This window comes from Pseudomonas sp. BIGb0278, assembly GCF_024809895.1.
Lineage (GTDB): Bacteria > Pseudomonadota > Gammaproteobacteria > Pseudomonadales > Pseudomonadaceae > Aquipseudomonas > Aquipseudomonas shirazensis.
Genome location: NZ_JANUEL010000002.1, coordinates 325,055 through 344,620 on the forward strand (window position 1 = coordinate 325,055; position 19,566 = coordinate 344,620).

Annotated in this window: 15 protein-coding genes; 9 read left to right on the forward strand and 6 right to left on the reverse strand. The window is 61.1% G+C overall.

Annotated elements, in window-relative coordinates:
- Positions 1-16: 16 nt before the first annotated feature.
- The gene (thiI, locus tag M2396_RS10190; protein ID WP_150571217.1) at positions 17-1,471 is read right to left on the reverse strand and encodes a tRNA uracil 4-sulfurtransferase ThiI; all 1,455 of its coding nucleotides are present in this window, start codon (positions 1,469-1,471) and stop codon (positions 17-19) included.
- 502 nt (positions 1,472-1,973) lie between these two features.
- Between thiI and glnA the strand changes: the two genes are divergently transcribed.
- The 4 genes from glnA to ntrC all read left to right on the forward strand — a co-directional run bounded on the left by glnA (position 1,974) and on the right by ntrC (position 6,851).
- Entirely contained in the window at positions 1,974-3,380 is a 1,407-nt protein-coding gene (gene glnA, locus M2396_RS10195) for a type I glutamate--ammonia ligase (protein ID WP_101315620.1), read from the forward strand.
- Positions 3,381-3,536: 156 nt separating this feature from the next.
- Entirely contained in the window at positions 3,537-4,070 is a 534-nt protein-coding gene (locus tag M2396_RS10200; RefSeq protein WP_259074570.1) for a chorismate mutase, read from the forward strand.
- Between the two features lie 262 nt (positions 4,071-4,332).
- On the forward strand, positions 4,333-5,418 hold the full coding sequence (gene glnL, locus M2396_RS10205) for a nitrogen regulation protein NR(II) (RefSeq protein WP_101315616.1): 1,086 nt from the start codon (positions 4,333-4,335) through the stop codon (positions 5,416-5,418).
- On the forward strand, positions 5,415-6,851 hold the full coding sequence (ntrC, locus tag M2396_RS10210; RefSeq protein ID WP_101315613.1) for a nitrogen regulation protein NR(I): 1,437 nt from the start codon (positions 5,415-5,417) through the stop codon (positions 6,849-6,851). The genes glnL and ntrC overlap by 4 nt, the downstream gene beginning before the upstream one ends.
- A 485-nt stretch (positions 6,852-7,336) precedes the next feature.
- Here ntrC and M2396_RS10215 read toward each other — a convergent pair whose 3' ends face one another.
- A complete protein-coding gene (locus M2396_RS10215; RefSeq protein ID WP_150571220.1) occupies positions 7,337-7,774 on the reverse strand; it encodes a hypothetical protein in 438 nt (145 codons plus the stop codon).
- On the opposite strand from M2396_RS10215, the gene trmL reads away from it, so the two are divergent.
- Complete coding sequence (gene trmL / locus M2396_RS10220) at positions 7,773-8,228, forward strand: tRNA (uridine(34)/cytosine(34)/5-carboxymethylaminomethyluridine(34)-2'-O)-methyltransferase TrmL (protein WP_103435738.1); 456 nt, start codon at positions 7,773-7,775, stop codon at positions 8,226-8,228. The genes M2396_RS10215 and trmL overlap by 2 nt on opposite strands.
- Positions 8,229-8,279: 51 nt before the next feature.
- On the opposite strand, the gene secB is transcribed toward trmL, so the two are convergent.
- Genes secB through M2396_RS10235 form a run of 3 tightly spaced genes read right to left on the reverse strand, consistent with a single transcriptional unit; the run spans position 8,280 to position 9,473 of the window.
- Positions 8,280-8,765 (reverse strand): protein-export chaperone SecB, encoded by a 486-nt coding sequence (gene secB / locus M2396_RS10225; RefSeq protein WP_103435737.1) that lies wholly within the window; start codon positions 8,763-8,765, stop codon positions 8,280-8,282.
- A gap of 38 nt (positions 8,766-8,803) precedes the next feature.
- Positions 8,804-9,058 carry a glutaredoxin 3 gene (gene grxC, locus M2396_RS10230; protein ID WP_101315605.1) on the reverse strand — a complete coding sequence of 85 codons (255 nt, stop codon included), beginning with the start codon at positions 9,056-9,058 and terminating at the stop codon, positions 8,804-8,806.
- 1 nt (position 9,059) lies between these two features.
- Positions 9,060-9,473 carry a rhodanese-like domain-containing protein gene (locus M2396_RS10235; RefSeq protein WP_101315604.1) on the reverse strand — a complete coding sequence of 138 codons (414 nt, stop codon included), beginning with the start codon at positions 9,471-9,473 and terminating at the stop codon, positions 9,060-9,062.
- 204 nt (positions 9,474-9,677) lie between these two features.
- Here M2396_RS10235 and gpmI point away from each other — a divergent pair, with 204 nt between their 5' ends.
- The 4 genes from gpmI (at position 9,678) to M2396_RS10255 (ending at position 14,793) form a co-directional block, all read left to right on the forward strand.
- The gene (gene gpmI, locus M2396_RS10240) at positions 9,678-11,210 is read left to right on the forward strand and encodes a 2,3-bisphosphoglycerate-independent phosphoglycerate mutase (protein WP_188035172.1); all 1,533 of its coding nucleotides are present in this window, start codon (positions 9,678-9,680) and stop codon (positions 11,208-11,210) included.
- A gap of 118 nt (positions 11,211-11,328) precedes the next feature.
- Complete coding sequence (locus tag M2396_RS10245; RefSeq protein WP_103435734.1) at positions 11,329-12,630, forward strand: murein hydrolase activator EnvC; 1,302 nt, start codon at positions 11,329-11,331, stop codon at positions 12,628-12,630.
- A gap of 74 nt (positions 12,631-12,704) precedes the next feature.
- Entirely contained in the window at positions 12,705-14,021 is a 1,317-nt protein-coding gene (locus M2396_RS10250) for a S41 family peptidase (protein WP_101315598.1), read from the forward strand.
- A gap of 7 nt (positions 14,022-14,028) precedes the next feature.
- A complete protein-coding gene (locus tag M2396_RS10255; RefSeq protein WP_101315596.1) occupies positions 14,029-14,793 on the forward strand; it encodes a divergent polysaccharide deacetylase family protein in 765 nt (254 codons plus the stop codon).
- Between the two features lie 3 nt (positions 14,794-14,796).
- Here M2396_RS10255 and M2396_RS10260 read toward each other — a convergent pair whose 3' ends face one another.
- Positions 14,797-19,458: a dermonecrotic toxin domain-containing protein gene (locus M2396_RS10260; protein WP_259074578.1), complete on the reverse strand. Its 4,662-nt coding sequence runs from the start codon at positions 19,456-19,458 to the stop codon at positions 14,797-14,799.
- Positions 19,459-19,566: the final 108 nt, after the last annotated feature.

Sequence of the window (19,566 nt, forward strand, 5' to 3'; positions counted from 1 at the left end):
ATACAGCCCTGGCAGTTTATGCCGGACGATAAACACGCACATTGGCATGTCCCTCACTGAGCAGATGATGCGCATGCAGGCGACTCATGACGCCCTTGTCGCAATAAAGTAGGTACTGACGGTTGCCATCGAGCTGCTTGAAGCGGCTGTTGATGGCATAGAAAGGCATGGTCTGGACTTCGATACCGTCGATCACCAGAGGTTGATCCTCTTGCGCATCGGGGTGACGAATGTCGATGACGATCTGGCCTGGAGTGGCCTCGGCCACCTCTTCAATCTGAATGTCCTGGCTCAGTTCGTCGATCACATGGTCGATCGAGATGAAGCGAGCACGTTCCAGCGCGCGCTCCAGGATCTGCATATCGAACTGGGCCTCCTCATATACAACCCGCTGCGGTTTGGCGCAGGTAGTCGGGTTGACCGAGATGACGCCGCAGTATTCTGGCATGTGCTTGGCAAACTCGGCTGTGCCGATCTGATAAGCGGTATCGATGATGTCCTGTTTGTGGCTGGCCAACAGCGGACGCAGGACCAGCTTGTCAGTGGCCTGGTCGATCACTGTCAGGTTGGGCAGGGTCTGGCTCGACACCTGGGAAATCGCCTCACCGGTGACCAGCGCGTCGATCTGCAGGCGGTCAGCGATGTTGGCCGCTGCGCGCAGCATCATGCGCTTGAGGGTGACGCCCATGTAGCTGTTGTCGACCTTGCCGAGAATCTCGCCGACCACTTCTTCGAACGGCACGCTGATGAACAGCACGCGCTGGCTGCTGCCGTATTTTTTCCACAGGTAGTGAGCGACTTCCATCACCCCCAACTCGTGGGCACGGCCGCCGAGGTTGAAGAAGCAGAAGTGGGTCATCAGGCCGCGACGCATCATCTGGTAGGCAGCCACGGTGGAATCGAAACCACCGGACATCAACACCAGAGTCTGCTCCAACGCGCCCAACGGATAACCGCCGATACCTTGATGCTGATTGTGGATGACGTAAAGGCGCTGATTGCGGATTTCCATCCGCACCTTGATTTCCGGGTTCTTCAGGTCGATACCGGCGGCGCCGCACTGCTGGCGCAACTGGCTGCCAACATAACGGTCGACATCCATCGAGGTGAAGTCGTGGTGGCCGCCACGCTTGCAGCGTACGGCGAAGCGCTTGCCGGCCAGCAGATGGCCGTAATGCGCCTTGCACTTCTCGACGATATCGTCGAAGTCGCCCAGCGGGTATTCCTCTACCTGAAGGAAATGAGTGATCCCCGGCGTGCACGACAGCCGGTCGATGATCTCGCGCTGAAGCTTCTCGTCTTCGATGCGGGTGACCACTTCGAGATTATCCCAGACACCGTCAACCTTCAGCTCAGGGTCGATATCCTTGAGCACGTTGCGGATGTTCTTCGAGAGCTGACGGATGAAGCGCTTGCGCACCGGCCGGCTCTTGATGGTGATTTCTGGGAAGACTTTGACGATGAGTTTCATGGGTAAACAGCGCGCCCAGGGCCTGCCGAAAATGAGGGGCGCGAATTATAGCGGAAATTGCTCAGGATTTGACCAACTTTTGAACAGAAAGGTTTGAGATGAGTGCAAGAGATTGATTTTGCCGCGCCTGTGCCGGCTCTTTAGCGGCGATCCGGCGTCCCGGTGAACCCGCTCCCACAGGATGGTGCAAAGCCCAACTCCACCGCTATCCCTGTGGGAACCGGTTTACCCGCGAAGAGGTTCCAGAAAACGCCCCCGCAAAGATGCGCACTGATTTGGTGCGCGGCTGGCAATTTCCGCATCTAAAAGGTGCGCTTTTGCTCGGACCACTACCAATAAGTGCCCCTGAACGCCCGCTTTTATCTCAGACTCGCCATTTTCGGGCACTGGCATGCAATTTGCTCTCTTGTGAGGCAGGTAAGCTTGGCCGACTATCCGCGCCCAGCAACACCCTTTTTCCAGGGCAGCGGCCCACCGCGCTCTAGACCCTCCGGAGGACAACATGTCGAAGTCGGTTCAACTCATCAAAGATCATGACGTCAAGTGGATTGATCTGCGTTTCACGGACACCAAAGGCACTCAGCATCACGTGACCATGCCGGCGCGTGATGGTCTGGACGAAGACTTCTTTGAAGTCGGCAAGATGTTCGACGGTTCGTCGATTGCCGGCTGGAAAGGCATCGAAGCCTCCGACATGATCCTGATGCCGGTTGACGATACCGCTGTGCTCGACCCGTTCACCGAAGAGCCAACCCTGATCATCACCTGCGACATCGTCGACCCGTCGAGCATGCTCGGCTACGATCGCGACCCACGTGCGATCGCCAAGCGCGCTGAAGAGTACCTTAAGAGCACTGGCCTGGGTGACACCGTGTTCGCCGGTCCAGAGCCTGAGTTCTTCATCTTCGACGAAGTGAAGTTCCAGTCCGACATCTCCGGTTCGATGTTCAAGATCTTCTCCGAGCAAGGCTCGTGGATGACCGGTGCTGACATCGAAGGCGGCAACAAAGGCCACCGTCCAGGCGTCAAAGGCGGCTACTTCCCAGTACCTCCGTTCGACCACGACCACGAAATCCGTACTGCCATGTGCAACGCACTGGAAGAAATGGGTCAGATCGTTGAAGTTCACCACCACGAAGTGGCGACTGCCGGTCAGAACGAAATCGGCGTCAAGTTCAACACCCTGGTGAAGAAAGCTGACGAAGTCCAGGCCCTGAAATACGTCGTGCACAACGTTGCCGACGCTTACGGCCGCACCGCTACCTTCATGCCGAAGCCACTGTACGGTGACAACGGTTCGGGCATGCACGTGCACATGTCGATCTGGAAAGACGGCAAGAACACCTTCGCTGGCGAAGGCTATGCCGGCCTGTCCGATACCGCCCTGTACTTCATCGGCGGCATCATCAAGCACGGTAAGGCACTGAACGGCTTCACCAACCCGTCGACCAACTCCTACAAGCGTCTGGTCCCAGGTTTCGAAGCACCGGTAATGCTCGCCTACTCGGCCCGTAACCGTTCCGCCTCGATCCGTATTCCTTACGTCAGCAGCCCGAAAGCTCGCCGTATCGAAGCGCGCTTCCCGGACCCGTCGGCCAACCCATACCTGGCCTTCGCAGCCCTGCTGATGGCTGGCCTGGACGGCATCCAGAACAAGATTCACCCAGGCGATGCTGCCGACAAGAACCTCTACGACCTGCCACCAGAAGAAGCCAAGGACATCCCGCAAGTCTGCGGCAGCCTGAAAGAAGCTCTGGAAGAGCTGGATAAAGGCCGTGCGTTCCTGACCAAGGGCGGCGTGTTCTCCGACGACTTCATCGATGCCTTCATCGAGCTGAAGAGCGAAGAAGAAATCAAGGTGCGCACCTTCGTGCACCCGCTGGAATACGAGCTGTACTACAGCTGCTGATGTAAGCGACGCCTGTCGTCGCTAGGCATCAACTGAAGACGGCCTCCCTCGGGAGGCCGTTTTCCGTTTCGCCAGACTGGATTTTCAGAAGCGTCCGACTTGCGCACCCTCAGCATCACCGCACACTTCCAGCCTCCACTGAAAAGGAGACTGCCGATGCGCCTTGCCCCCTTTATCCTTGCCTGCGCCCTCGGCCTGAGCGGCTGCAGCGCCACCTCTGACGACCCCGCCTTCTCACCCCTGCTTGACCTGGTCGAGCGGCGACTGGCCGTGGCCGATGTGGTGGCGCTGCATAAATGGGATAACGCCCAGCCCGTCCAGGCAACCGAGCGCGAACAAGCCATCATTGCTGCCGTGCGCAACGCGGCGCCTGGCCATGGCCTTGACCCTGCGCGTGCAGCGGCGTTCTTTGACGATCAGATAGAGGCCAACAAGCTGGTGCAGTATGCGCGGCTGTCGCAATGGCAGCTCGCCGGAGCCGCGCCGGCACTACCACGACATGACTTGCAACGCATCATCCGCCCGCGGCTGGACGGCCTGCAGACAGACCTGCTGCACCAATTGGCGTCTTTCGATCAAACCCGCAGCCGCCAGTGCGCGCGCAAGCTGGCCCTGGCGTTGGCGCAACGCCAAGGCGATGCACTGCACCGTGCCGGCATGATCCGCGCCACCGGACAGCTCTGCGACTGAGCAAGCGACCAAGATGCTCTATATTGGTGCATGGCGGGGCCTACTGCTCTGCCATGCAGCCCAATATGGTTCAAGTGAATCGTTTCATCGATAGTTTTTGGCCTGCAATAGCGCATGAACAGGGCTTTTTCCGGCAATTGCGCTTCTTTTCGGAGCCTTGGTTTGTTTCTTGCATTTTCAAACCATCACGCGGATCACCAGCGCGCCCGCTCCTGGCTCAGCCAAGGGCGACCCATGTGCCAAAAGAGGTCGACGACGCCCCATGACCATCAGCGATGCGCAGCACCGTCTACTCCTGGACAACCTGACCACAGCGACCCTGCTGCTCAATGCCGAACTGCGCCTGGAGTACATGAATCCGGCCGCGGAGATGCTGCTGGCGGTCAGCGGTCAGCGCAGTCATGGGCAGTTCATCAGCGAGCTGTTCACCGAGTCGACCGAGGCGCTCAACTCACTGCGCCAGGCCGTTGAACAGGCTCACCCGTTCACCAAGCGCGAGGCGCAACTGACCTCGCTGACCGGGCAAAGCATCACCGTCGATTACGCGGTTACGCCGATCCTGCATCAAGGCCAGACCTTGCTGCTGCTCGAGGTGCACCCGCGTGACCGGCTGTTGCGTATCACCAAGGAAGAGGCCCAGCTGTCCAAACAGGAAACCACCAAGATGCTGGTGCGTGGCCTCGCCCATGAAATAAAGAATCCGCTCGGCGGCATTCGTGGCGCGGCGCAGTTGCTGGCCCGTGAACTACCCAATGATGGCCTGCGTGATTACACCAACGTGATCATCGAAGAAGCCGACCGCCTGCGTAACCTGGTCGACCGCATGCTCGGCTCGAACAAGCTGCCGTCGCTGGCGATGACCAACATTCACGAAGTGCTGGAGCGCGTCTGCAGCCTGGTCGAGGCCGAAAGCCAAGGCTGCATCACTTTGGTGCGTGATTACGACCCGAGCCTGCCGGACGTGTTGATCGACCGCGAGCAGATGATCCAGGCCGTACTTAACATCGTGCGCAACGCAATGCAGGCGATCAGCAGCCAGAACGAATTGCGCCTGGGCCGCATCAGCCTGCGCAGCCGCGCCGTGCGCCAGTTCACCATTGGCCACATCCGTCATCGCCTGGTAGCCCGCGTCGAAATCACCGACAACGGCCCCGGCATCCCGGCGGAACTGCAGGACACCCTCTTCTATCCCATGGTCAGCGGGCGCCCGGACGGTACCGGCCTCGGCCTGGCCATTACCCAGAACATCATCAGCCAGCACCAGGGCCTGATCGAGTGTGAGAGCCATGCCGGCCACACCACCTTCTCGATCTTCCTGCCTCTGGAACAAGGAGCCACTGCCCCATGAGCCGAAGTGAAACCGTGTGGATCGTCGACGATGATCGCTCCATCCGCTGGGTCCTGGAAAAAGCCCTGCAACAGGAGGGCATGACCACCCAGAGCTTCGACAGCGCTGACGGAGTCATGGGTCGCCTGGCCCGGCAGCAGCCGGACGTGATCATTTCCGACATCCGCATGCCTGGCGCCAGCGGCCTGGACCTGCTGGCGCAGATTCGCGAACAACATCCGCGCTTGCCGGTGATCATCATGACCGCGCATTCGGACCTGGACAGTGCGGTAGCCTCCTATCAAGGCGGCGCTTTCGAGTACCTGCCCAAGCCGTTCGACGTTGACGAGGCGGTCTCGCTGGTCAAGCGGGCCAACCAACATGCTCAGGAGCAGCAAGGCCTGCATGTCGCGCCGACGCTGACGCGCACGCCGGAGATCATTGGCGAGGCGCCGGCGATGCAGGAAGTATTCCGCGCCATCGGCCGCCTCAGCCACTCCAACATCACCGTGTTGATCAACGGTGAGTCGGGTACCGGTAAAGAGTTGGTTGCCCACGCCCTGCACCGTCACAGCCCAAGGGCTGCTTCGCCGTTCATTGCGTTGAACATGGCGGCGATCCCCAAGGATCTGATGGAGTCAGAGCTGTTCGGCCATGAGAAAGGCGCCTTCACCGGCGCTGCCAACCTGCGCCGTGGCCGCTTCGAGCAGGCCGATGGCGGCACGTTGTTCCTCGACGAAATCGGCGACATGCCAGCCGACACCCAGACCCGCCTGCTGCGGGTATTGGCTGACGGTGAGTTCTACCGCGTGGGCGGGCATATCCCGGTCAAGGTCGATGTACGCATCATTGCCGCAACGCACCAGAACCTGGAAACCCTGGTCCAGGCGGGCAAATTCCGTGAGGACTTGTTCCACCGCCTGAACGTGATCCGCATCCATATTCCGCGACTGTCCGACCGCCGTGAGGATATCCCCACCCTCGCCAGGCACTTCCTCGGCCGAGCGGCGCAAGAGCTGTCGGTCGAGCCAAAGCTGCTCAAGCCGGAGACCGAAGAGTTCATGCGCAACCTGCCGTGGCCGGGCAACGTGCGCCAGCTGGAGAACACCTGCCGCTGGATCACGGTAATGGCCTCTAGCCGCGAAGTGCTGGTGGGTGACCTGCCGCCGGAGCTGCTCAACCTGCCGCAGGATGCTGCGCCGGTGACCAACTGGGAGCAAGCACTGCGCCAGTGGGCGGATCAGGCGTTGGCGCGGGGGCAGTCCAACCTGCTCGACAGCGCGGTGCCGAGTTTCGAGCGGATCATGATCGAGACCGCACTCAAGCATACCGCCGGGCGTCGGCGTGATGCTGCGGTGTTGCTGGGTTGGGGGCGTAACACCCTGACCCGCAAGATCAAAGAACTGGGGATGAAGATCGACGGCGGCGATGAGGATGACGGCGACGATCATTGATCCACGCTTGACGCCATACACGCCGGGCCGCATAGCGGCCTTTTTCGACCGGTCCATCGCGCCCCTCTAGGAGCGGCCTTGCCGGGGCGCCGGACCGGTCGGAAAGGGCTGCGTAGCGGCCCCAGGATCTGCACAACGCCACAGAATCGCCGGGCCAGCTTCGCTGGCCTTTCCGACCGGTCCGGCGCCCCGGCAAGGCCGCTCCTACAGGGACCGCGCTCGGTTGCGGATCGGCGCAGTCTGTACCATGCACCGAGATCGTGCCCAACGCACCGCAGCAAGGCACAAACGACATCAAATCCCGGCCTAATCACCCGCAAACCCTAACAAACACAGCGTTTGAAAACCTGGCACGCCCCCTGCAATAGCTATTGCACAACCAGTTTCGGGGGCCCTGGTACAGGCAGGCCGGGTGACCCCTATTTTATTCGCAAGTCGAGCAAGTTCTGGGGACCTCGGTACAGGCAGGCCGGGAATCCCCTCTTTTATTCGTGCAGCCTCACCTGCACACGCCAACGTCCCGCGTCCTCTGCAGCGCTCCATTCGCCCTGCAGGGGGCGCGCGGCCACCACCGTCAGCAGCAAGCCCTTGTCGCTGTTCTGCAAACGCCAGCCGACCGGCTTCTCCTCCAGCATCAGTTGCCCGCGCTGCGCCTTGCCCTTCGCTTCGAACACAATCGCCACCGTACCTTCGACGTTCTCGCCATGCAGCTTTGGCTCTTCGTTGAACCACAGGTCAAGCCCGCCCTGCACTACTCCGATCTGCTCCAGCACACGCTCTTCAGGCGTGGTCAGGCGGCCGATCATCAAGCCGACCATCACCCCGACGATGGCCAGCGACAGCATTACCCGCGGGAACGCTTTCGAACGCTGATCCGGTTCAGGGGTAGAATGCTCGTCATCTTCACGCTTGGAGCCGTGCATGTTTCACGTCATCCTTTTTCAACCAGAAATTCCGCCGAATACCGGCAATATCATCCGCCTGTGTGCCAACAGCGGCTGCGCCTTGCACCTGATCGAGCCGATCAGCTTCGAGCTGGACGACAAGCGCCTGCGCCGGGCCGGGCTGGACTACCACGAGTATGCCACGCTCAAGCGCCACGAGAGCCTGGCGGCGTGCCTGGAAAGCCTCGGCCAGCCGCGTCTGTTCGCCTTCACCACCAAGGGCTCGCACCCGTTTCACGAGGTTGCCTACCAACCAGGCGATGCCTTCCTGTTCGGCCCGGAAAGCCGCGGCTTGCCGGCCGAAGTACTCGACGCCCTGCCCGCCGAGCAGAAGCTGCGCCTGCCGATGCGCCCGGGCTGCCGCAGCCTGAACCTGTCCAACACCGTGGCGGTGACGGTATATGAGGCCTGGCGCCAGCAGGGCTTTGTCTGAGCCACAAAAAAAGCGCCCAACAGGGCGCTTTTCTCGGTCTGGCAGCCGTGCTTATTGCAGCGACGGTGCTTCGCCAGCGGCCTGCATGCGCTCCATTTCCTGCGCGTACAGGGCGTCGAAGTTCACTGGCGACAGCATCAGCGCCGGGAACGAGCCGCGGGTTACCAGGCTGTCCAGGGTTTCGCGAGCGTACGGGAACAGGATGTTCGGGCAGAACGCGCCGAGGGTGTGGCTCATGGAAGCCGGGTCAAGGTTCTTGATCAGGAAGATACCGGCCTGCTGCACTTCCGCGATGAAAGCCACTTCGTCACCGTTCTTGACGGTCACCGACAGGGTCAGCACGACTTCATGGAAGTCGCCTTCGAGGGCTTTCTGACGGGTGTTGAGGTCCAGCGAAACAGCCGGCTCCCACTGCTGACGGAAGATCTGCGGGCTCTTCGGTGCTTCGAAAGACAGATCGCGCACGTAGATACGCTGCATGGAGAATTGTGCTGCGTTGTCGTCAGTGGCAGCGCCGTTGTTCTGTTGCTCAGTCATGGCTGATCCTAATCCTAATGGGTTGAATGCGGTGTGACTCAGGCCGCGAGGAGGCTGTCGAGCTTGCCCGCGCGCTCGAGGGCGTACAAGTCATCGCAACCACCGACGTGGGTGCTGCCGATCCAGATCTGCGGTACCGAGGTACGGCCGGCCTTCTGGCTCATTTCGGCGCGAACCTGGGGCTTGCCGTCGACCTTGATTTCCTCGAACGGCACGCCTTTGCTTTGCAGCAGTTGCTTGGCGCGGATGCAGAACGGGCAGTAGTCGCTGGAATAGACGATGACGGGCTTCATATCACTTCACCAGGGGCAGGTTATCGGCTTTCCAGCTGGAAATGCCACCGCTGAGCTTGGCCGCGGTGTAACCAGCTTTGAGCAGTTCACGGCAATGGGTACCGGATTGCTGACCCATGCTGTCGACCACGATCAGGGTCTTGTCTTTATGCTTTTCCAGCTCGGCCATACGGCTGGCGAGCTTGTCTTGTGGGATGTTCAGGGCGCCAACGATGTGGCCGGCCGCGAATTCCTTGCTGGTGCGGATGTCGAGCACCACGCCTTTGTCGGCGTTGACCAGTGCAGTCAGCTGGCCGTTGCTCAGGCTCTGGCCGCCACGACGGATTTCGTTGAGCAACAGCAGGATCAGCAGAACAAAGAAAATCGCCACCAGAATGAAGTGGTTTGTGGCAAATGTAATCAGGTTAGCAACCATCAGGTGTGTTCCACGCGATTGAAAATGTCGGCCAGTATACACAGCAGCCAAGGCCCACCAAAGCCCGCCCGCCGGGCAGGCGTGCAGCATTCATCTGCAAACGTTGCAGCGCCAGTCGGCAAACACGATGAATTTTCGCCTGGGGTGGCGCATTTGCCCTAAAATCGGGTCTTTATCATCTTCTGGCAACCGTGAGTGCGATTGATGACGAACACCCCCAAGCCTCTGGTCCTGATCATCCTTGATGGTTTCGGGCACAGCGAACACGTCGAATACAACGCCATCCTTGCCGCGCAGACGCCGGTCTACGATCGCCTTTGCGCTACCCAGCCGAACGGCTTGATCTCGGGTTCGGGCATGGACGTCGGCCTGCCTGACGGGCAGATGGGCAACTCCGAAGTCGGCCACATGAACCTCGGCGCTGGCCGCGTGGTGTACCAGGACTTCACCCGGGTGACCAAGGCCATCCGCGATGGCGAGTTCTTCACCAATCCGGTGCTCTGCGATGCAGTCGACAAGGCTGTCGGCGCCGGTAAGGCCGTGCACATCCTCGGCCTGCTCTCCGACGGTGGCGTACACAGCCACCAGGATCACCTGATCGCCATGGCCGAACTGGCCGCGCAGCGCGGCGCCGAGAAGATCTACCTGCACGCGTTTCTCGATGGCCGCGACACGCCGCCACGCAGCGCGCAGTCGTCGCTCGAACTGGTCGACGCAGCGTTCGCCAAACTGGGCAAGGGCCGCATCGCCAGCATCATCGGCCGCTACTTTGCGATGGACCGGGACAACCGCTGGGACCGCGTCGCTGCGGCCTACAACCTGATCGTCGATTCCAGTGCCGACCACACTGCGGCTAGCGCCGTGGAAGGGCTTGAGGCCGCCTACGCGCGCGGCGAGAGCGATGAATTCGTCAAGGCCACGCGGATTGGCGAAGCGGTCACTGTCGAAGATGGCGATGCGGTGATCTTCATGAACTTCCGTGCCGACCGCGCCCGCGAACTGTCGCGGGTGTTCGTCGAGCCTGACTTCAACGAGTTTGCCCGCACCCGCCAGCCAAAAGTGGCAGCCTTCATCGGCCTGACCCAGTACTCGGCGAAGATCCCCGCGCCGGCAGCCTTCGCCCCGGCCAGCCTGGACAACGTGCTTGGCGAATACCTGGCAAAAAACGGCAAGACCCAACTGCGGATTGCCGAAACCGAGAAGTACGCTCACGTCACCTTCTTCTTCTCCGGTGGCCGCGAAGAGCCGTTCGAAGGCGAAGAACGTATTCTCATCCCGTCGCCCAAGGTTGCTACCTATGACCTGCAGCCCGAGATGAACGCGCCTGAGGTCACCGACCGCATCGTCGAAGCGATCGAGCAGCAGCGCTACGACGTGATCGTGGTCAACTACGCCAACGGCGACATGGTCGGCCATACCGGCGTGTTTGCCGCTGCGGTCAAAGCCGTCGAGGCGCTCGACACCTGCGTCGGGCGCATTGTCGATGCCCTGGACAAAGTCGGTGGCGAAGCACTGATCACCGCCGACCACGGCAACGTCGAGCAGATGGAAGACGAGAGCACCGGCCAGGCGCATACCGCGCACACCACCGAGCCCGTGCCGTTCATCTATGTCGGCAAGCGCCAGCTCAAGGTGCGTAAAGGCGGCGTGCTGGCCGATGTAGCACCGACCATGCTGACCTTGCTCGGCCTGGAAATCCCGGCAGAAATGACCGGGACTTCGATTCTGGTCGAATAAACCGCCCGCTACACCGCTGTTTCCAGACAAACGCCCCGCTGCAGATGCCGCGGGGCGTTTTGTTTGCAGGCCCAGGCGGGCATACTAGGCCAGTCTCCATCCCTGGTACGCCCACTCCATGTTCCGCGCCCTGATCCTTCTCGCCCTGTCATGCCTGCTCAGCCCGGCCTTTGCCGATGAGCGCGCACAGACCCAGCAACAACTGGATGCCACCCGCCAGGACATCGCCGAGCTCAAGAAGATGCTGGGCAAGCTCCAGGAAGAAAAATCCGGTGTGCAAAAAGACCTGAAGAGCACCGAAACCGACATCGGTAACCTGGAAAAGCAGGTGGAGGCCCTGCAGCAAGAACTAAAAAAGACCGAGGGCGAACTGGAGCGCCTTGATACCGAGAAAAAAAAACTCCAGTCCGCCCGCACTGAACAACAAGGCCTGATTGCCAGTCAGGCCCGCTCGGCTTATCAGAACAACGGCCGCGAGGAATACCTGAAACTGCTGCTCAACCAGCAGAACCCAGAGAAATTTGCCCGCACCCTCACCTATTACGATTACCTGAGCAAGGCGCGTATGGAGCAGTTGCGCGTGTTCAACGAGACCCTGCGTCAGTTGGCCAATGTCGAGAAGGACATTGCCAGCCAGCAGGCGCAGTTGCTCGCCCAGAGCGGCAACCTCGACAGCCGCCGGCAGGAGCTCGAAGCCGAGCGCGACAAGCGCAAGGCGGTATTGGCCAAGCTCAACAGCGACTTGAAGCAGCGCGACCAGAAGCTGCAAGCCCGCGAGCAGGACCAGGCCGAGCTGGGCAAGGTGCTCAAGACCATCGAAGAAACCCTTGCGCGCCAGGCCCGCGAAGCTGAAGAGGCGCGGCAAAAAGCCCTGATCGCTCAGCGTGAAGCCGAACAACGCCGCCAGCAGGAGGCCTTGGCCGCACGCCAGGCCCCAGCCGAGGCGCCGGCCGAGCCACCGAAAAAGGCCCTGACCACCCTCGGCCCGATGGTTTCCGGCGATGGCGCCAGCTATGGCGGTGCGTTTTCTGCAGCGCGGGGCAAACTTCCATGGCCAGTCAATGGTCGATTGCTGGCACGCTTCGGTGATGCCCGTGGTGGTGATGCCCGCGCCAAATGGGATGGTGTGATGATCAGCGCCAGCAGTGGCACCCAGGTTCGCGCAGTGCACGGCGGCCGAGTGGTATTTGCCGATTGGTTGCGTGGGGCTGGACTTCTGGTCATTCTCGACCATGGTAATGGCTATCTGAGCTTGTATGGCCACAATCAACGCCTGCTCAAGAGCGCCGGTGATGTGGTCAAGGCTGGGGAAGCCATTTCCACCGTGGGTGACAGCGGTGGCCAGGAAAGCGCAGGTCTGTACTTTGCCATTCGTCAGCAGGGCCGCCCGAGCGACCCGGCGCAATGGTGCCGTGGCTAGGCATTTCAACTTATTTACGGTGGCTGCACCGAGGCTCCTGCGGGAGCGCCAACAGGATCAGGAGTTCGTTCGACATGCTGCACTCGCCTCGCCTCACCCAACTGGCCCTGACCGTCGCCCTGGCGATCGGCGCGCCCCTGGCTCATGCCGCCGAGCCGGCCAAGCCAGCCGCAACGCCAGCTCCCGAGGCCACGGCGAAGTCGCCGCTGCCGCTGGAAGAGCTGCGCACCTTTGCCGAAGTCATGGACCGCATCAAAGCGGCATATGTCGAACCGGTGGACGACAAGACCCTGCTGGAGAACGCCATCAAGGGCATGCTCAGCAACCTTGACCCGCACTCGGCCTACCTCGGCCCGGAAGACTTCCAGGAACTGCAGGAAAGCACCAGCGGCGAGTTCGGCGGCCTTGGCATCGAAGTGGGCATGGAAGACGGTTTCGTCAAAGTTGTCTCGCCCATCGACGACACCCCGGCCTCGCGTGCCGGCATCGAAGCCGGCGACCTGATCGTCAAGATCAACGGCGCGCCGACCCGTGGCCAGAGCATGACCGAAGCGGTCGACAAGATGCGCGGCAAGATCGGCGACAAGATCACCCTGACCCTGGTCCGCGATGGCGGCACGCCGTTTGACGTGACCCTCGCCCGTGCGGTCATTCAGGTCAAGAGCGTCAAGAGCCAGCTGCTGGAAAGCGGCTACGGTTATATCCGCATCACCCAGTTCCAGGTCAAGACCGGCGAAGAAGTCGGCAAGGCCCTGGCCAAGCTGCGCAAGGACAACGGCAAGAAGCTGCGCGGGGTCGTGCTCGACCTGCGCAACAACCCCGGCGGCGTGTTGCAGTCGGCGGTCGAAGTGGCCGACCACTTCCTGACCAAAGGCTTGATCGTCTACACCAAGGGCCGCATCGCCAACTCCGAGCTGCGCTTCTCGGCCGACCCGGCCGACGCCAGTGAAGGCGTACCGCTGGTGGTGCTGATCAACGGCGGCAGCGCCTCGGCTTCGGAGATCGTCGCCGGTGCCCTGCAAGACCAGAAGCGCGGTGTGCTGATGGGCACCGACAGCTTCGGCAAAGGCTCGGTGCAGACCGTGCTGCCGCTGGCCAACGACCGCGCCCTCAAGCTCACCACCGCGCTGTACTTCACCCCCAACGGCCGCTCGATCCAGGCCCAGGGCATCGTCCCCGATATCGAAGTGCGCCAGGCCAAGCTCACTGCCGAGGCCGACACCGAGAACTTCAAGGAAGCCGACCTGCAAGGCCACCTCGGTAACGGCAACGGCGGCGCCGACCGCCCGACCGGCAGCAGCAAGCGCAAAGAGCGCCCGCAGGATGATGACTTCCAGCTGAGCCAGGCACTGAGCCTGCTCAAAGGCCTGAACATCACCAAGGGCGAATGATCCGCTGATGCGTTATCTGCTGTTGACCTTGTTCTGCCTGCTGACCGGCGCCGCCCATGCGGCGCCGGCCAAGGCTTACATGAGCATCATCATCGACGACCTTGGCCAGAGCATCGAGCGCGACCAGCGCACCCTTGCCCTGCCCGGCCCGGTGACCATGGCGGTGATGCCTGATACCCCGCACGCCAGCGACTTCGCCCGTCAGGCCCATAAAGCCGGCAAGACGGTGATCCTGCACATGCCGATGGACCCAGCCACCGGCCCATATGCCTGGCACCCCGGCCTACCGACCGAAGAGCTCGCCCGGCGCCTCGACGCAGCGTTGCTCAAGGTGCCGTTTGCCGCAGGCGTGAACAATCATATGGGCAGCCGCATGACCGCTGAGCCAACTGCCATGGCCTGGTTGATGGCTGAGTTGCAGCGCCGTGACCTGTTCTTCGTCGACAGCCGCACCAGTGCCGCTACCGTGGCTGCCGCCAAGGCGCAGGAAGACTGCCTTGCACACGTGTCACGGGATGTATTTCTGGACGACGTGCGCACCAGCGAAGCCATCACCGCTCAGTTGCGTGAAGGCGTCGAGCTGGCCCGCAGGCAGGGCTCTGCTGTGCTGATTGGCCACCCCTACGCACAAACGCTGGAGGTTCTGGAAAGAGAAATGCCCCGGCTCAAGAGCCAGGGCATCGAACTGATAGAGCTGCGCCAGATGATCGCCGTGCGCAGCAATCTGGCCATGCCTGCACATGGCAAGCAAGGCCGCTACAGCAATCGCTGAAGCCTACTCGAACGGGATGATGCCGAGCACATCGGCCTTGGTCAGCTTGCTGCGGTAGATCTCCAACACCTCACTGTTCTGCGCTGCACGTAATTGAGCGTCGCGGCCCAACGCGCGCTGCGCCCAGGTTTTGAGGTGCCCGGCGACAAAATCAAGGTCAGCTGCGCCCTCGCTGGCGTAGTGGAAATGCGCCTCCCACAAGCCAATGCCTCGACCACGTCCGGACACGGCCAGCCGCTTGATTTCATAGATATCCAGGTAGTCGTTGCGGGGCAGCGGTCTGCGTTTGACGGTGCGTACAATAGTCAGTTGTTTCTGCTCGTGCAGGTACTTGAGCGCTCGTGCCGTTGGGTGAGTGGTGTTGAAGTAGATCGATCTGAGCAAGTCATCCTGGGTCGCCTGCAATGACTCGATGCCCGTTTCAAGATCTTCATACAACGCTGCATCGCCTTCACTGCGAGGCAGTGCTGCGAGCACCTCGCTGAGTTTTTCGCGGTGCAGCTCCAATACCGTGCTCAAGCCCAACGGCTCGTCAGATGAAACATAGCGCCGAGCGATCTTGACCACCGAATCCATCTCGTCCAACAGCGTGCGCCCGCGTCGGCGGACACTGGCAAGCCCTTGCGTCGATGGGGAAGCTCTGTCGAGCGGGTTGGACTCGGCGTCTTCGACCCATGCACTGTTCTGGCGTCTGAAAGTTTTCAAAACCTTGGAGTAGGAATCTCTTTGCTGGATAACCGACTCGCCATCGACCTGCACCTCCTCTCCCACCACGCTTCGGCCACGGTGCGTGCGGACCACTCGACGTATGCCGCCACGCTTCGCATAGAGAGGCGTACGCACCCTCGGTACATCCGCCAGCTCAAGTTCACGCAGGTCGCTGGCAATCTCGATCCTGACCGAATCCTTGAGTTTGCCGAGCGTCTGCTGGTATAGCCGCAGCTTGTCCGCTCGGATGACTCTCTTGCCCACGCTCAGCAAGTAATCGGCCATACTTGCTGCTTCCTCGTAGGCATCCATCACACCGTTCAGCACTTCCAGGCGCTCGCTCAGCGCGAGGTCCGCACCCGCCAGCTCGGCGTGCGCAGCACCAGCACTGGCCAACGCCGGGCCGTTGAGATAGTTCTGGTACTCGTTCAAGGTCGCTTCGTCGGCCCCACCAAGGCGATCCAGACTAAGCTCGGCAAGGTCCTGCAGCATACGGAATTCTAGGTCTACCGCGTTCGCTCGCCTTGTCTCGATGATCCGATTGAGCATCTGAGCCTTGGTGTCTCTGCCGCCTTCCTCGGATTTGAAATGAATCGTGCTGTCCTTTAGCGTTTCCTCGAGCAGGGCGTCGAACGGCCCGGACAGTTCGATCAACTCCTGCTCCCACACCTGCACGCCCTCAAGCGCCTTGGTGAAGTCCCGATAATGCTGGATTTCGACCTCGGTTTCCGGGAGGACCATCAGCTGCTCCCTTTGCTCCTCCACGTCTTCCTCGTTGATCATGTCCGCCAGACGGTTGTAGTAATGCCCACAGTTCTCGACCAGGCTGCGCCGAACATCGCTGCGCTGTGCGTCCAGCACCTGATCCAGCAATGGGTCAACGGACCTGACGGCAGTGATCTCGGTCAGAATACGATCATGTTTGCGGTCTACCTCGATCAGTCGTTTATAGCCACCGGCAACACGCTCGCTGTAGCGCTTCTGAAGGCTCCTGAGCAGCGCCAACTTGCTTACCTGAACGCTGTCCAGTGATGCCTCCTGTTCCAGATCAAGGATCAGCGCCTTGTTCTCGAACTCTTGCCTGATATATTTTTCAAGGTCTCGCCGCCGTGGTTCGCTGTCCACGATAAGCGCACTTTCCTGATTCTTGAGCAGAGCAAGCTGCTGCTTCTTGGTTTCCTGCAGGCGCTGAACGCGATTACGCGGCATACCGCCATCCAAGCGCAGCCGAGCATCGATACGCCACGCTCCGAACTCGCGCAGCAGCCACGGCCCGACGGCGCCGTCCCGGCCTTCAATGCGTGCGCCTTCGGCGCTGAGCGCCACCGCGTAGGTGTCCCCGCGCAGCGACACGTAATGCTGCCCGTCCTTGATGTACAAGCCTTGTTCAGGGCCAGCACTCAGCGGCTGGATGCCATTGAGCGATACAGCACTGCGCATCGCCAGCAAGGCCTGCCGCCGTTGAGGAGGCAGGACATTGAAGCCCTGCCCTCCACTGAAGGAAAAGTCCAGGTTCACGCTGGCCTGGTTGAGCACCTCGCCAGGCAGGTAAACCTTGCCTTGGACTGGGCGAGTCATCGCCGTGGATGCACCGTTGCCTGCGATTGTCGGCCCGCGCAACAGATCCAGCGGCGGTTGCTCTACGGGGACGGGCTCCTGCAACTGCGGCAACCGCGCATGCAGCAGCGCCATGCCGGCATTGAGGATCAGGTCGACAACCGCCGCTGAGCGCCCGAAGGCACTAGCTTGAGCCAACGCGGTGAGGTCATTGTCGACGCTCTTGGCCAGCTGCACCATCCAGGCCACCACTGCCACCGGCCCGCGCAGTTGCAAGGTAATCAGGTCGAACAGCAACCAGGCACCTTCACACAGAATGGCCCAACGGCTCTCGGCATTCGACACACTCTGCCGGTCAGCCAGCTCCACCAGCAGGTCGCGGTTTGCTGCATACATCTTTGCGTCGACATCAACGCGCCAATACTGCGGCCAGAACGCAGGCGGTTGCACGCGCTCGGGCAGGAGCGAGGAATCGATGATCGGCACACCCAGATGCGGCTCGGTAAATCCGCCGTGCGCATACACGCTTCGAGCCTGTGGCAGGATCCACTCAAGGATGTCCTGCTGCAAGGCCATATCGGAACGAATCGCCTGCATCATCGCATCCAGACTGGCAAACTCGCACACCGAGCGCGATGCATACAACGGCCGATATAGCACAACCACCGCAGGCTCGACGCAAAACAGCACATACATTCCACGCACCAGGTCGTAGTGCTCACTGCTGGGCTCGCGCCGAAATGCAAGTGGCATCAACATGCTGCCTGGCAACTGCTTGTCATCCAGCCCCCGGCAGTAATTGACCACGGCTTGCAGCGCGGCCTCACTCAGGCTACCTGCCAGTTTTGCCTGCAAGGCACTGAACAGGAAGGAACAACGCCATTCACGTGCGAAACGACTGACGCGCAGCTCACGCTGGGCCGGCTCATCCAGGCGGTCAGCGACATACACCGGATAATGAGCACCGATGTCGACACGCTGGATAAGTGCCTTGACGTACTCGACGTTCATCCAGTCCATGATCAGTTGATCGTCCCGATGCTCGATCGCCGTCACGGTAGCTCCGGCCAGTGAGCTCAAATTGCCTACGGCAAGCTGGGTAAGCGAAACCTTGCGCGTTTCAACCACCCCACCGCCAACACCCGCGCCCGCACCGCCGGGCACTCCCCTGGCCACGCTCAGGGTCAGCAACAGGTCATCCGCAAAGTAGTTGGCGTCGATCGGATGATCACTCAACATCTGCTCACGCAAACGCTGGCTGGCGTAGCCATGCAGGTCAAGAATGCCATCAAGTGCAGGGATACCGTCGGAGTCAGCCTGCGCCAAGGCCAGCTCGAACAGGCCACACTGGTAGGCAAAGCTGTCCTCGGAAGACGCTCTATTCAGTCCTGGAGGCAGGATCAGTTTGGTACTGCCAACGTTGGAATAGGCCGGGATGAAGAAGCTGGCAGGGTCGCTCAGCGAGGCATATGCCTGCTCAAGCGCGCTGACATCTGCCAACAAGGCGGGGCGCAGCCGCGACAGCGTCGCCAGGAGAATATCCAGCAACATTGCCGCCTGCTGCACAAAGCAGTCGCCCTCCAACGCAAAGCGGTGCCAGGTCATGGCCTCGAAGCGGTAACGCACGCCGAGCTCGTCGGCAAGCGCAGCAGCAAACTCGTCGAACGAGTCGAATGCACGGATGACCCCCGAGGGTGCGCACCACAGAAGGGACTCGCGCTCGTCCCATTGCGCCTGAATCAGCAGGTTTGGCAATGTCTCGCTGAAGGTAGCCCCGCCGATGTCCAGTTCGACCTGCACCAGATACACACCGGACGGCACATTGCCGCGTGCCAGCAGCTCGCGCACGCACTGCGCCTGCTGTTCATCCAGCACCTGCCAGGGCAAGTTGCAGAGTAGCGCCGATTTGAGCAGTTGCTGCAGCCAGCTCAGGTGGTCGACGCCCATGCTGCCAGTCGCCCAATAGTCGACCTGGGCCTGACAGAAGTCATCTGGCAACTGCCTGATCAGTTCATCGAAGGCTGTCTGCAGCCGCTCAGGCTTTATGACATCGCCCTCGCCGGTGGTCATGGAGTCTTCGATCGCATAAAAGCGCCTACCCGGTTCCAGGCAGAAGTACTGGGCAACGTTGTCTACCGGCGACAAGTCCAGCAACTTGCCGTCAATCAGCGCTTGCAGCACCAGGTCGACCAGCGACCGGAGAGGAAGCCCAGGTGTCATCAGCATCAGCCCTTCAGCTGAATGCATGTCAGGTCTGGCAGTCTTGAGAATGGGGTGGTGTTCGATCAAGAGTTGCATGATCCGCTCAGCCGCGATCTGGCGCAGGCCAGGGCGGTTGGCGAATTGAGCAGCTACGCTGGCGTGGAAATCAGAGGCTGTTGCGGATGGGTTGCTGGGCATGGCGGCACTTTCCTGAGGAGAAAGGGCTCAACCTAACGCGTAGTGGAGGGTGCTCCGGTGTTAGTTATTGCTGGGGTCGACACTGCGCCACCAGGCAGTTGGCGCAAT